The sequence below is a fragment of the Chryseobacterium sp. UF-290 genome, from assembly GCF_058245615.1.
This window is the reverse complement of sequence record NZ_JBSICB010000002.1, coordinates 140,982-154,549: the sequence shown is the minus strand read 5'-3', so window position 1 is coordinate 154,549 and position 13,568 is coordinate 140,982. Positions and strand designations below refer to the sequence as shown.

At 44.5% G+C, this 13,568-nt stretch carries 8 protein-coding genes; 1 reads left to right on the top strand and 7 read right to left on the bottom strand.

Features of this window, described 5'->3' with window-relative positions:
• Positions 1–5: 5 nt before the first annotated feature.
• Positions 6–287: a helix-turn-helix domain-containing protein gene (locus tag AC4IF5_RS03040; RefSeq protein WP_490731556.1), complete on the bottom strand. Its 282-nt coding sequence runs from the start codon at positions 285–287 to the stop codon at positions 6–8.
• Between the two features lie 565 nt (positions 288–852).
• Between AC4IF5_RS03040 and AC4IF5_RS03035 the strand changes: the two genes are divergently transcribed.
• Positions 853–1,386 (top strand): hypothetical protein, encoded by a 534-nt coding sequence (locus AC4IF5_RS03035; RefSeq protein WP_490731555.1) that lies wholly within the window; start codon positions 853–855, stop codon positions 1,384–1,386.
• A 508-nt stretch (positions 1,387–1,894) separates the two neighbouring features.
• Here the strand turns inward: AC4IF5_RS03035 and AC4IF5_RS03030 are convergent.
• Genes AC4IF5_RS03030 through AC4IF5_RS03005 form a run of 6 tightly spaced genes read right to left on the bottom strand, consistent with a single transcriptional unit; the run spans position 1,895 to position 13,563 of the window.
• The gene (locus tag AC4IF5_RS03030; RefSeq protein WP_490731553.1) at positions 1,895–2,614 is read right to left on the bottom strand and encodes a 4'-phosphopantetheinyl transferase family protein; all 720 of its coding nucleotides are present in this window, start codon (positions 2,612–2,614) and stop codon (positions 1,895–1,897) included.
• Between the two features lies 1 nt (position 2,615).
• Positions 2,616–3,293 carry an HAD family hydrolase gene (locus AC4IF5_RS03025; protein ID WP_490731552.1) on the bottom strand — a complete coding sequence of 226 codons (678 nt, stop codon included), beginning with the start codon at positions 3,291–3,293 and terminating at the stop codon, positions 2,616–2,618.
• Between the two features lie 4 nt (positions 3,294–3,297).
• Entirely contained in the window at positions 3,298–7,707 is a 4,410-nt protein-coding gene (locus tag AC4IF5_RS03020; protein ID WP_490731550.1) for an amino acid adenylation domain-containing protein, read from the bottom strand.
• A gap of 43 nt (positions 7,708–7,750) precedes the next feature.
• Entirely contained in the window at positions 7,751–8,875 is a 1,125-nt protein-coding gene (locus AC4IF5_RS03015; protein ID WP_490731548.1) for a Gfo/Idh/MocA family oxidoreductase, read from the bottom strand.
• Positions 8,876–8,887: 12 nt separating this feature from the next.
• On the bottom strand, positions 8,888–9,985 hold the full coding sequence (locus AC4IF5_RS03010) for a saccharopine dehydrogenase NADP-binding domain-containing protein (protein ID WP_490731546.1): 1,098 nt from the start codon (positions 9,983–9,985) through the stop codon (positions 8,888–8,890).
• A 2-nt stretch (positions 9,986–9,987) separates the two neighbouring features.
• Positions 9,988–13,563 (bottom strand): amino acid adenylation domain-containing protein, encoded by a 3,576-nt coding sequence (locus tag AC4IF5_RS03005; protein WP_490731544.1) that lies wholly within the window; start codon positions 13,561–13,563, stop codon positions 9,988–9,990.
• Between the last annotated feature and the right edge of the window lie 5 nt (positions 13,564–13,568).

Sequence of the window (13,568 nt, the reverse complement as noted above, 5' to 3'; positions counted from 1 at the left end):
TTTAATTAGGATTTACTTGATAGTTTGATGTATTTTTTCATATCAAAATCAAAGAGTTCTTGTATTGTAACATTAAGTTCTTTGCTTATTATAAGTAGAGTATCATATCGAGGATTGGTATTACCTCTTTCTAATTCTCCTATTGTTTTTTTTGCATGCCCGGTTCTTAACCCCAGTTCTTCCTGCGAAATAGGTTTATTGGTCTCGGGATTTATAACTTTCTTTCTTAATTCAGAAATTCTATAACCAAGAGCTTTTTTACAGTTATTAAGTTCGATTTCATTCATTAACTGTAAAATTCTAAGTTTAGAGTTAAAATTTAGGATACTTATATGTATCCTTTTTGGAATTTTTCTTATATTTGTAAAATAAGCTACAATAAAGTAGCTTTGCGATACTTCAAAGAATAATAGAAGCTATTGCTTAGAATCTCGAACAGAAAACTGGTAATTTTTAGCATACGAGACGATAAGCAGGAAGCTCACGACCTAGGCGTGGGTTCTCTTATCTGTATGCATGGTATACCAGTACCTCTGTTCGGATATTGTAGAGTCCCATGCCGTTTTTATTTCATGCTGTTCTGCTTTTCTGCAATTATCTTTTTCTAAGCCGCTTTACTACATAAAGTATCATGACACGGTACAATGGAGTGTACAATCCATTGCGGCTTCAGGGCTTTCACGGGAACACAGATTTCATTCATATGATCTTTTTAAATAAAGCTTAGCACACACCGGATGTTGCAATTTTCATGGTGTATACAGAGCTATGCTCAATCCAAAAAAAAACAATGAATAATGAAAAGAAATGATCCCATCCTTACAGAATTACTCACTACAAAAACACCAACTCATGAAAAAGAATAAAACAAATTTTGAAACCAGACTTTGGAAAGTCGGTAAGAAACGCTCTGCCTTACAGCAAATAGAGACATTTTTTCAGCTCAATGACTTAACAACATCTAAAAAACGGTTAAACAACATTATGCATTATGCGGTAAAAAGAAATGTCTGGATCAACGAAGAGCCGTCCGTCATCTTTCAGTTTCACCAGTCTATGCGGTCGTTTATCCGTGCAGGCTATCTCATTATGCTGAAGGAAAGGAAATGGGCGGTCAATACTCAGCCGGAGCAGGTCTCTCCGTTGCTTTTCGGCCTGCTTTCGGAGAAAGAATACCAAAATCCTCTGCTGGCCTTTCAGAAAGCATTCAGAGAATACAGCATCAAGGAATTTGATTATTTTATGTCCGGGATGGTCTATTTCTCGCTGGGCGTCTATGATAATCTGCCGGAAAGGAATATCGTTATTCCGTACATCCACCTGACCAAAATGTTGGATGCGGCGTACCTTATTCTGGAAAGAAGAGGGGAGAAGGTTGCAGGGTAAAGGCTGGGGGAGGCTGGAAGTTACCCTTAGAGCCTGTTGAAATTTAATGACTAATTTCGTAAATCAAATCAGCGGGATTTGCAAAATCAGCGAGAAATAATATTTTAACAAATTTAAGCAGGCTCTTAGTCATAAGTACTTACAAGCTCTATGAAATTAAATTACTTTAAAAAAGCTGATCAGTTATTCTGAATAACCTTCATAACTTCCTTCTTCCAGCTCCCAACCTATTAATCTGTTTAAACTTTTCCAATAAAAACCAAAAAAGCCATAAAAGATTAAACACTTAAGAGTTATTTTAAGTCACAAGCTTGGTGCACAAAAATCACACTTAAGTTTATGAAAATCTTTGATTTTCTTCTTATGTGAACTTTCTATACAGTATCATTTTAAACTAACTAAAGTGAGCTAAAGTGTTTATAATAAAGGCTTTTGTGGTTAAAAACATCTCAGATATCTGCCGTTTTTGTGAACTTAACAGGGCACCTGAAAGTTCAGATAAGAACTTCTAATATATTGATTGACCTTTCGGCATTCTCAACAAGTTTTTTACCTCTCCAATGAACTCATTAAGCAGAAACAATCTCATATCCTTCTCAGGATTTTTAGAAAAGGAACAAAAAGAAAGCTTATATCCATCTATACATTCCAGCATTTCAAAATAAGCTTGAACGGTTTTTCCATGCTTTTCAATAACGATCTCCCCATTATCCCTCGAAATTTGCAATGTATTTAACCCTTCGGAAAGCCCTTTTCCCGTAGCTTTTACATAGCTTTCTTTCAGCGTCCATAATTCAAAGAAAAACAGGTTTCTTTCCGTTTCATTGAGTTTTTGGAATTGTTGATGCTCTTCGGCTGTTAAAGCCAATGAAGTGAGATTTTCTTTTGCTTCTGTGATTTTTTCAATATCGATTCCTACCGGATGAGTTGAAACGACACCAACAACCCAGTCGCCGGAGTGAGAGATATTAAAATAAACATCAGGATGCTCCGGGAGATAAGGTTTCCCGAATTCCTGATGTTCATAGTGTATTTTGTGATTGTGAAAACCATAATGCCTGCACAAAATAAAACGTATGATCAAATCCCCCAGCAAAGACCGTGTTGCATCAATGGGTTTCCGGAACCGTTGGATTCTGGCTCTTTTTTCAGAAGTAACGTATTGCATCATTTCCTGAAACGCTATTTCATCCAAAGGCTGATCGATATGTACGCAACAGATATGCATGTTAAGACCAGGTCAGGGAGTTCCAATTGTTTTTTTGTGCAAATGAGACTAATCTTTTATCCGGGTTAACGGCTACAGGGTATTTCACCGAACTCAACATAGGAATATCATCCGCTGAATCACCAAAAGAGGCGCAATGTTCCAGGTTGAGCTGGTTTTTATGGGAATGCTCGCTGATCAGTTCCGCTTTCCGTTTTCCGGTAACCGCAGAACCTTTGATTTTTCCTGTATACATTCCGTCTTTCGTTTCCAGGCGGGAGGCTATTAATTCCGTGCCTAATTCTTCTGCTAAAGGCTGTAAGAAAATGTCTAAAGATCCTGAGACCAAAATAATCCGGATTCCCTGTTCCCTGAATGATCTGATCACTTCCAGGGCTTCCGGGAAAAGCTTCTTTTGATAGTGTTCCTGATAGCATTGGTTTCGCAATCCGTTCATTTTCTCAACGGAAATCCCTTTGTACTGCCGGTAGATAGAAGCTGTTGCTATTTCACGATCAATTGTATCGAGTATCGTCCAGTACATAAATCGAAAGGGAAGTGCTGCCTTCCAGAAACGATATCCGGAGGGCGGCATTACCTGTTTTTTGATATACAGCAGCGGCTCTACAATATTGCTTTTGGCCAGCGTGCCATCCACATCAAAATAGGCGGCCTGTAAATGGGTTGGGAAGTCTTTCATGTCGTTACTGATCTGAAAATTTACCTAAATGACCTGCCAGATCAGGTGCATACGCTTCTCCCACGCAACCCAGATGGTCGCCTTCAATATCGGTGATATGCAACTGACCAAGACTTATTTCGGACCACAGCTCTACGATGTCATCATTGATCCCTGTCGCTGTTGTCGTACGCTGGTCTTTGGCTTTAAAATACCGGATATCACCGAAATAAGGAGGTGAAACGAACCGGGAAGCTTTAAAGTTCTGGGCAAAAGTGTTGTATGTACGTTCCAGCAGTTCTTTTGGCATTTCCCTGCCGGATAAGCGTTTCATAGTGTCGAGGTAGGCATCAAAACGATCGGATTGGCTGGTAGCTTTCATCTTGTTGAAAACAGAACTTACCTGAGCCAATTCACTGCTACCCTCTATATTGAAAATAGCTCCTTCAGGAAGCTCGTTTCTATTTTCCTGCAGGGTTTGGGTTACCCAGTCCATGAACAATTTTCCGTTCATTTCCCCAAAGCCGGCATCAGCAGGAGTAATCCCTAAATTCGGTAGGAAGCGGAATTCAACAAACAGATCATCATATACTTTGAACGGAACACGGATCGCATCTATAATGCACAGATCAACGACCTCAATTCCTTTTTCACTCAGCCTTCTGGCCATTTCCACAGCGATCATGCTTCCGATGGAATAGCCGATAAGCTGTACCTGTCCGGCCCCGTTCTCTATAATGGAAGCACAATAATCGTCTGCAATACGCTCTACCAGCTGATCACTTTCTATCGCACAATAAGCATCAAAATCTCCGACCGAAATTCCATATACCGCCCCGGAATCCTGGTTGACCATTTCACGGATCAGGTGCTTGTACCTTTCCAGCGTACCACCGCCGGCATGCAGGATGATACGATGTTCACCGGATGGATCGCCGCCAAAATGGGTCAGTGTTCCGATGCGGGTTGCTTTTTTAGATTCCTCAGTCTTTTTCTGAACTCCTGCGTTTTGTTCCTGTTCCCGGAAGAAATCCGCCAAACCGGCAATAGTAGGTGAGGTCAGGATTTGTCTCAGGATCAGGTCAAAAGTGAGATTGGTTTGCCCTTTTTCAGCAAAAATATCCCGTAGCTTTCCGGCCATCTGGGCTGATATCAGGGAATCTGCCCCGAAGTCATTAAGGTTCTGATGCTTCCCGATGTTGTCTACACCCAAGGAACTGCACCATAGGTCATGAATGGTTTTTTCAAGCTCATCCTTAAAATCCTGGTTTCCGGCAGTGGTATGATCGGTATCAAAGACACAAAGCGCTTCCAGCTTTTTTGCATCCACCTTACCGTTAACGGTTACAGGGATCCTATCTATCAGCTGGATATGGGAAGGAACCATATAGGACGGTACTTTTTTACTTAAAAACTGCAACAGCTCAGCGGTAAGGTCTGCATCAGGCCGGTCTCCCACAGGAACGATAAAGCCAAATAAAGTTTTGATCCTGCTGTTTTCCGCATGCGCCTTGGCAATCACAACGGCATTGGAAACCTCAGGATGCGCCGTCAAAGCGGATTCAATTTCGCCTAATTCAATACGGTGACCTCTGATTTTTACCTGCTTGTCTCTTCTTCCTAAAAATTCAATTTCACCTCCCGGCATATATCTGCCTAAGTCTCCGGTTTTATACATTCTTTCGCCGTCTTCAGGATGCGGGAAAAAGCGTTCCCGGGTAAGCTCCGGATCATTAAAATATTCCAGAGCCAGCCCGGTACCGGTGATGAATAAATCTCCGGATTTCCATTCCGGGCAACCCCGCATCTGCTCATCCAGAATACGGAAACCCTGATTGGAAAGCGGTCTGCCATAAGGTATGCTGTTCCAGTCCGGCTGTAAGCCTTTGTAAACATGGAAATTCGACCAGATGGAAGCTTCGGTAGCGCCTCCCAGACTGATCAGCTGTACGGAAGGAACAAGCTGCTTTAAGGTATCAGGAAGATTCAGAGGAATCCAGTCTCCCGATAATAAGGCGATCCTGAAATGGCTGAGCGATGAGCTGATCTCCTGCTTTTCAGTTTCCAGGAAATTGACAAACATCTGCATCAGGGCAGGAGCGGTGTTCCATACCGTGATCTGATGGTTTTGCATTAATTCAAGCCAATGCGAAGGGTCGCGCTGACGGTCCGGGTGAGGGTAAATGATGGTTCCGCCAAGTCCCAGCAGTCCGAAAATATCGTATACCGATAAATCAAAGCCCAGCTGAGATAAGGCCAGTACGCTGTCTTTTTCATCAATCTGAAAGCGCCTGTTGATGTCTTCAATCGTATTCATGGCGCCTAAATGGGAAATCACCACACCTTTGGGTTCGCCGGTAGAACCTGAAGTATAAATCACATAAGCCGGGACATTCCGATCCTGTTTTGTATTGGCTGCAATCTCTTCCAGACTTGTTTCTTTGTTGCTTTCTAATGTATCTACAGCAATTATATGGACACCTTCTTCCACGCCATAGCCTTGATTGTTGATTTCATCACTGGTCAGCACATAGCGGATGCCAGCGTTTCTGATGATTTTTGCCCGTCGCTCCATAGGCTGGTTGAGGTCTATCGGTACATACACGCCACCTGATGCAAGTACAGCCAATACGGACGTTACCTGATGGTGTGATTTGGGAAGGGTAATGGCTACCTTATCCTGTTTGCCACAACCCAGCTGTCTTAATTGTAAAGCGATAGCGGCTGCTTTTTGCTCTATATCCTGATAGGTAAAGGAGCCGTACTGATCCATAATAGCCGTTTTATCCGCAAAATGTCTGAAGTTTTTGATAACAGGTTCATGTAATAAAGCTTCCGGCAAAGTGGCCGGTTCATGATTCAGCTGATCTCTTTCCTGTTTGTGTCGTTCAGGCAGGGAGACCAGCTCTTTTTTATTCCAGGAGCCGGGGTTATCCGCCAGCTCATTGAGAAGCATTTCAAAAGTGAAGAACATATCATCGATCATATGTTCGGGGAAAATACCGTCACGGGTATCCCAGTTGACAGATAATCCCTGTGCGGTATCTACCACCTGGCAGTCGATAAATACCTGTGGCGTCTGGCTGATGTTGTAATCGCCGATTTGCCCTTTTAATCCTGCCTCTTCGCCGGTATCCAGCAACCCGATGGCACTGGTAAGCACGACCGGTAAAAGTACCCTTCCGTTCTGTTGCTTTTTGGTCATTTCACGAAGCACTTCTACTCCGGTAAACAAAGTATGGTCCAGGTCGTCAAACAGCTGGATATTCATATCCTTTGCCCTTTCACTGAATATTTTCTGTTCCCTGCCGTCCACTTCCAGCAGACTCACTGAGGTAAAATCACCCACGATCTGATGTACCTCGGGATGCAGCGGCATACGGTTCAGTACAGTAAGGTTCAGGCAGAAATGGGCGGTCTCGCTCCAGCGTTCCAGTACGGAAGCATATACAGCGGCTACTGCCGAAGTAGGGGTGATCCCATAGGAAGTAGCTATTGCCCTAAAGCTTTCCCATTTCTTTTTCCCGATCAGGGTGCTGTTCCGGGTAAAGTGATTGGAAGAGGTATCTTCACGGCGGGAAATAGGCAGATTAGGCCCCGCAGGCAATGTTTCCACACGGTTCATCCAGTAATTCCGGTCTCTGGCATAGGCCGCAGTTTCCCGTATCCCTCTTTCCGCAATGGCATAATCCCTGAAGCTCAGGCTTAATGGTGAAAGCTGTGTGCCGGGATTGAAATAAAGCTTTTCAAATTCCGCCATCAGCATCCACATGCTGATCCAGTCCGCAATTAGGAATTCCATGGAAAAGTGGAGAACAGATTCTTTCTTCTGTCCGGACTGCGTTGTCGTTACTGCAATATCAAATAAAGGCCACTGCCCGGTATCATACACACGATGGCTCATGCGTTCCCGCACTTCATCAAGAGCTGAAGACTGTTCTGGAACAGTGAATGTAGAAACATCCTGATAGCTTACCTTAAAGCGTGGCGTTTCTTTATGAATCGTCTGGAAGCCCTGGTTACTTACCGTGGCTCTTAACATTTCATGCCTTTGAACCAGCCTGTTCCAGGTATTTTCCACAAGCTCGTGATCCAAAGCACTATATTTTAGTTCCATATAAAGATGACAGGCTACTCCTCCGTACCGGAAGCCCGGGTTTCTTCCCAGAAGATACGCCGACTGCACGTCCGTAAGCGGAAACGGCTTATAACGATTAGGCAGGTCATCATGGATGGTTATCACTTTGTTCTCTGATTCCAGGTATTCAAGGATTTTAGCTTTATTTTCCTTGAGCAGTTCCATATCACTGGGTTCCATGACTCCTTTCGGAGCTTTGAATTTTAATTTTCCATCTTCTGTCCAAAGCTGAATTTTCTTTTTTCGCATGCTGCTCATCAGCTCCTGAACATCAACCGGTTCTATATATGTTGTCATATTAAAATAGTAGGGTATTAATAGTATTTGATTGTAAGCCGGATCAGGAAATACTGATCTCTTCCGGTTCAGCCGGGATTCTGTCTGCAAGCTCCATAAGGGTACTCGTTTCTACCTGCTCATAGGATGCATCCGGTCTTAAGGAGGGTGATCCTAAAGCGTGTGTCAGGTCATGCCACAAGCGGGTACAGAGTAGTTCCAGATGAGCTCTTTGTTCCGGCTTTTTTGCTCCTGTGATAAAGCTTTTCATGGCTTGCAGGTCTTTCCCGATGGCTCTGGGCCACTGTTTCTGTAAAATTTCCTGATAAGTGGGTGGGAATTCAGGTCCCAAAACCACTGTGCTTTTTTCATCCAGGTGATTCCCCGCAGAAACATTTCTCAGCAGTTCATTATGAGGGATGTGAAGCTGGGTTTTCCATACGACCGGCCCGTGGGTATCGGTCAGCGATAAAGTCCCTCCGGAACATCCGATGGAAATCGTATGCAATAAATGCTGATGGTTATCGGGATCGTTTGGATTGACTTCATTATGGGCACGAAGGGTAAGCGGCAGACCTCCCCATTCACCCGTAAGCACCTGGAATGGGCCTGAATCTTTCAAAACATGATGAATGTTCAGGGGTCTTGGATTAGGCAAAAGACCGATCATCATCTGCACCAGCGGAAACGATACCTGTGTTGCCAGCGCTATATCAATGTAGGCGACCTTTTTCGTTTCAAAAAGATGTCCGGCTACTTCGGCAAACCGTTTAAAAGCGGGCAGATGAACGTATAAGTTTCCCGTAATAAAATGGACGTTATTCGATTTTGCCGCCCGTAAGCAGGTGGCCAGGTCGTTGTGGTGGATGGGATGCTCCTGGATCACATGAATTCCCTTTTCCATACAGTAAAGGGCAAATTCGGTTCCTTTACCGCCCATAACGCCTGAACGCAGGATGATGCAGGCCAGGTCAACTTCATTCGGATCTATTTCGCTGATACTATTCAGCAGAGGGATACCATATGCCTCCGCACATTTCCGGGACCGTTCGCTGCCTCCGGCAATCAGTGCTTTGATCTCAAAGTCATCAGACAGATTGCTGAGCGCTTCCAGGTAAAACTGCCCGAAAGTAGAGCCGAAAACGACCGTTCTTATTTTTCCTGATTGATATTGTTCTTTGTTGTTCATTTTTTGAAATCTTTATAATGTTCCTTCTTCCTCCACTGAAAGCTCTTCAATAGAGTGGTCAATGACCTGAATGCTGTGCGTGGAATCTGTTTGTTCAAGATGATCCATCACATAGCTGATATCCTCAAGGGAGGCCGTATGGTGCAGTCCGGGCTTTACTTTGCCATCCAGCACTGCTTTTGTGATGATCGCAGCTATTTTTCCGCAGAACGGAATGATCTCACCAACCTCAAAAACGGCCGTCTGTGTTTTTTCCTGGCCTTCTGATTCCCCGGTTAACTGGACCATGAGAATGAAGTACGGGCTTCTTCCGAGGGTATCCATTTCTACGGCAAAGCATAGTTTTTCAATCATGGCCCGGGGATTGGCTTTGTATTCAAAGCTGGCGCTGTCGAGTGCCGCGATCGATTTTTCTCCTTCCACGGCAGCATACCATGTTCCGTTTTCCAGCCCAAGTCTTTGGGCTACCAGATGGGTTTCATCATCAAACAGGGGAAACAACGTAACTTCTCCCGGGAAGAAGGGAAGCTCGATACCGCTTTTCCTTGACAATACATTCGGAACAATGCCATTTCTCCACGCAGCACGGGGAACGTTACTGGAATGCAGTGAGCCTTCCAGATAGTCTTCCGCACCAGCCTTTGAAAGCTGTCCTGAAGTGCCGTAATAGCTCAACAGCGAATGAATCTTATCAAACTGTTGCCCAAACCATAGCGGGAATAATCCCGAAAATCCCGGTGTAGCACCGGCTGCATAGACGATGATATTGTCGCCGGTCTCCAATGGATTGCTGTGATAATCATTGTCTATTCCCGCATCCACCATATTGACATGGTGCTGTAAACATATTCTGGCAATGCGTCTCGAATAGCGGTGGGATGGGGCAGCACAATTCAATACCAGATCACAGCCGGCAATAAACCCGGAAAGACTTTCGTCATCTTCCACATCTACTTTTTCCCAAATGGCGTCAGGCAATACATCCGACTGTTTAGCTTTTCCTTTCTCCGGATGGCGTCCCCCGATTTTTAAAGGGCCCATTCCATATTGCTGTAGGGTAAGACAGGCATGATGGCCTACTTCTCCGTAACCTCCTATTATTCCTATCATAATTAAATTTCTCCTATTTCCATGGTTTCCAATTCCTGCTGCAATCTTTGGTGTTCTGTCTCCACCTTGGCAGCAACCTCTTTTAACGTAGTTCCGAACAGTTCTCTGAGTGACAGATTCACCTCAAACTGTTTCTTTACTTCTGTAAGAAAACGGGTAGCCGACAAGCTGTCGCCCCCTATTTCAAAGAATACATCGTTTCTTCCTACGGCTTCCAGAGCCAGCAGCTCTTTCCAGATGGCAGCAATGCCTTCTTCCATGCTACCGGTTGGCTTTTCAAAATCTTCCGTACCTTTCCGTACCTCTGCTTCTACCATCATCCTGACCAGCTCGGCAAATGACTTACGGTCTACCTTTCCGTTGGCGCTCAGGGGCATCCAGGGAAGTACAGCCAGCTTTTCAGGCATCATATGGGGTGGAAGCAAAGCCTGAATGTGGGCAAGGATATCGCTTTCCTTTAATTGATGGCGTTCTTCCGGGCAGCAGGTATCGTACAGAATAATGAAGGAATCCTGTATAGCTTCAGCATGCACTCCGGTAAAGCCTGTTTTGAGGAAATAGTTTTTCCAGGATGCTTTATTGAGCATAGGGCTAAATGCTGTGCTGCGCTGTGGGTCAAAGTGCTGAAAGCCACGATCAATAATCCCTGAGCTTACCAATGCCACTGGAAGTAATGATTCGGCTTCTATGGCTAAAAGCCTGCCTCCGTTGTTCAACAGCAGGTTACTGATAAACACCCCCTGATCAAGCTGAGGGAAGCGGTGCAGGGTGTTGATCGCCACTACAAAATCAAACTGGTACCAGTATTCTTCCGGAACCTGGTTGTTTTTCAGCTCAATGCCGTTGACGTGATACCCAGCTTTTGATAAGCGCTCCGTAAAGCTGCGTACCATAGCACGGCCTTCATCGATCACCGAATATTCAATGGTATTTTCGTGGGTTGCCTGAAGCAGCTTTTCCGTTAAAATACCTGTACGGCCACCCAGGATGGCCACTTTTATTGTTTTTTCTGATCGGGTAGCGGCCTGGCTGATCTTTTCTGCAATCTGTTCAATTCCTTTGAGGGTATTCCTGTCATGCGTACTCAATATTTCAGGCGATAAGAGCTCATCATCCAGCAGAGAGACGGAAGGAACAATATTAGACAGGATCTGGCGAAGCAACGGTTTGCGCTCCTGTAAGCCCTCTTTGAAGGTGTTCCCGAAGGTGTCACCGGAATCGACAGGATTTAATGCAGCAAATACAAGCTGGCCGTCTTTCTCTGCCAATATGTTTTCTTCATGCAGCCAGTTCAGCCACATATCCAGCACGGTAGTCTGTTCAGGAGCAATACCCATATCTTTAATCAGCTGTGCCCGTAACGGGTTGATTTGAGCTGATGAAGCTTGATGTAAAGCCGGATTACCGGAATCATCAACAACATATTTTACAGTGTATTTTGACAAATCCAACAGTTCGTACAGGAAATCGCCGACGACCTGTTTTTGAAGATCGTATTCCGCTTTGGCAGCAGGAGAGAGTGTTCCTGTCAGCAGATCATCATCAAAACCATCTGTTGAAGGAGCTTTTTCTCCGACAATTCCGGCTACTAAATGTGCAGCATTATTGATGGAAAGTACGGTGGCAGTTGCCTGTGCCACTCCCGGAAATGTTTTCAGCGCAGCTTCTATTTCTCCAAGCTCGATCCTGAAGCCATTCACTTTTACCTGATGGTCGATACGCCCTAAAAATTCCAGGTTACCGTCGGACCCATAGCGCCCGAGATCACCTGTGCGGTACCATCTTTCGCCATTGGCAGTAACGAAACGGCTATCGGTAAGCTCTGGATTGTTCGTATAGCCGGAAGCAACGCCTTTTCCTCCGATCCATAATTCCCCGGTAACACCATCAGGACAATCCATACCTAAAGGATTCACCACTCTGTATTTTTGATTGGCAAGCGGTTTTCCATACGGGATCGATTTCCATTCAGGATTTACTTCATTCACAGGGAAGAAATTGGACCAGATCGAAGCTTCCGTTGCGCCACCAAGGGCAATGAGCTGGCAGCTTCCTGATCTTTCTTTCATCCTGTCTTTAAGGTCTAATCCTACCCAGTCTCCTGATACCAAAACCAGGCGTAGGCTGGATAAGTCATTTTCTGCCGCAGCGCTTAAAAGCAGCATATCAAACAATGCCGGAACAGAATTCCAGACAGTCACTTTGTATTTTTCTACCAGCTGAATCCATAGAGCAGCTTCTTTTCGTTCTTCTTCACGGATCAGCACCAGCGATCCGCCTACCGCCAGCAATCCGAACATATCATACACCGAAAGGTCAAAATCCAGTGCAGATATCGCTAAAGCACGGTCTGAAGCATTGACGTCAAATTTTGTATTGATATCCTGAATGGTATTCCAGGCTGCGGCGTGGGTAATTTCTACCCCTTTAGGCTCGCCCGTAGATCCAGATGTAAAGATGATATAAGCTAGTTGGTCTGTACTTATATGCAACGGAGCATTTAAAGGTTTTACCTCCGAAATTTCATCCAGGTTGACGATCATTATATTTTGTTCGTGTGCTAAATCTTTGAGGTGGGGAAAACCGGAAAGGGTGGAAGTGTCGGTAACGATAAACTGTACCCCTGCCTTTTTAAAGATCTTTTCCTGACGTCCCGAAGGCTGATCCACTCCTACAGGAATATACAGGGCACTACTTCCCAGAATTCCCATCACTGCAATAATTTGAGCCGGACCTTTGGGTAATACGACAGCCGCACGGATATTCCGTTCAGCACCACTATCTACTAAAACACGGGAGAGCTTTAAAGCCCTGTTAGCCAACGCTCCGTAGCTCATCTGTATGGGCTGATCCTCTTCCCAGTAAAGGGCGGTATCTTCAGGATGCTGTAAGGCATGCTGGAAAAAAGCCTGGTGAATCAGTTGCGGCTCAATCTCTGTTGAGGTTTGATTGACTTCATTTCTGATCTTTCTTTGCTGTTCGCTTAAAAGATCCGGCAGAGGCTGTTTCCAGTCTTTTTTTGAAAACAAATTCAACAATAGGCTGTGTGTTTCAGCCAGAGATTTTACCCTTTCATCATTTAAAAGTTCAGGGATAATGTACCAGCCGATTTGCACGTCTTCAGCAACTGTGATGGTGACCAGGATAGAAGGGGTTATGATAGGAATTTTAAAATCCGATGAATCATGATGTAGCATCACGGAAAATCTATTGGTCAGTAGTTCTTCCGCTTTTTGGGCGGCTGAAGCCATAGAATGATGCAGGTCTTTACAGTGTTCCAAAAAACTGTGACCTGATCCGGAATGTTCAGTAGACGGGTTGAGTAAGATTGATGAAAAATCATGCTTGCTGATGATATTCATGTGTTCGCCTGCTTCCTGATCCGGCAGATCGAGCCAGGTATTTAAAGATAATGCGGCCGCAAAAGCCAATACGGCTTCCGGCTGTAATTTGTGTTGGTTCGATTGATCTTGAATTGTCTTCCATGTGTCCGGTGATATATGAATTTTTTCCGCATGCCACGTACCTTCATGGATGATCTGGGATGTTGTTGTATAATGAATGTGATCTGTTGTCATGGTAA

What these genes read in the sequence shown, in the direction of transcription:
- AC4IF5_RS03040 (WP_490731556.1), bottom strand. Translation starts at nt 287, where the DNA reads ATGAATGAAATCGAACTTAATAACTGTAAAAAAGCTCTTGGTTATAGA.
- AC4IF5_RS03035 (WP_490731555.1), top strand. Translation starts at nt 853, where the DNA reads ATGAAAAAGAATAAAACAAATTTTGAAACCAGACTTTGGAAAGTCGGT.
- AC4IF5_RS03030 (WP_490731553.1), bottom strand. Translation starts at nt 2,614, where the DNA reads ATGCATATCTGTTGCGTACATATCGATCAGCCTTTGGATGAAATAGCG.
- AC4IF5_RS03025 (WP_490731552.1), bottom strand. Translation starts at nt 3,293, where the DNA reads ATGAAAGACTTCCCAACCCATTTACAGGCCGCCTATTTTGATGTGGAT.
- AC4IF5_RS03020 (WP_490731550.1), bottom strand. Translation starts at nt 7,707, where the DNA reads ATGACAACATATATAGAACCGGTTGATGTTCAGGAGCTGATGAGCAGC.
- AC4IF5_RS03015 (WP_490731548.1), bottom strand. Translation starts at nt 8,875, where the DNA reads ATGAACAACAAAGAACAATATCAATCAGGAAAAATAAGAACGGTCGTT.
- AC4IF5_RS03010 (WP_490731546.1), bottom strand. Translation starts at nt 9,985, where the DNA reads ATGATAGGAATAATAGGAGGTTACGGAGAAGTAGGCCATCATGCCTGT.
- AC4IF5_RS03005 (WP_490731544.1), bottom strand. Translation starts at nt 13,563, where the DNA reads ATGACAACAGATCACATTCATTATACAACAACATCCCAGATCATCCAT.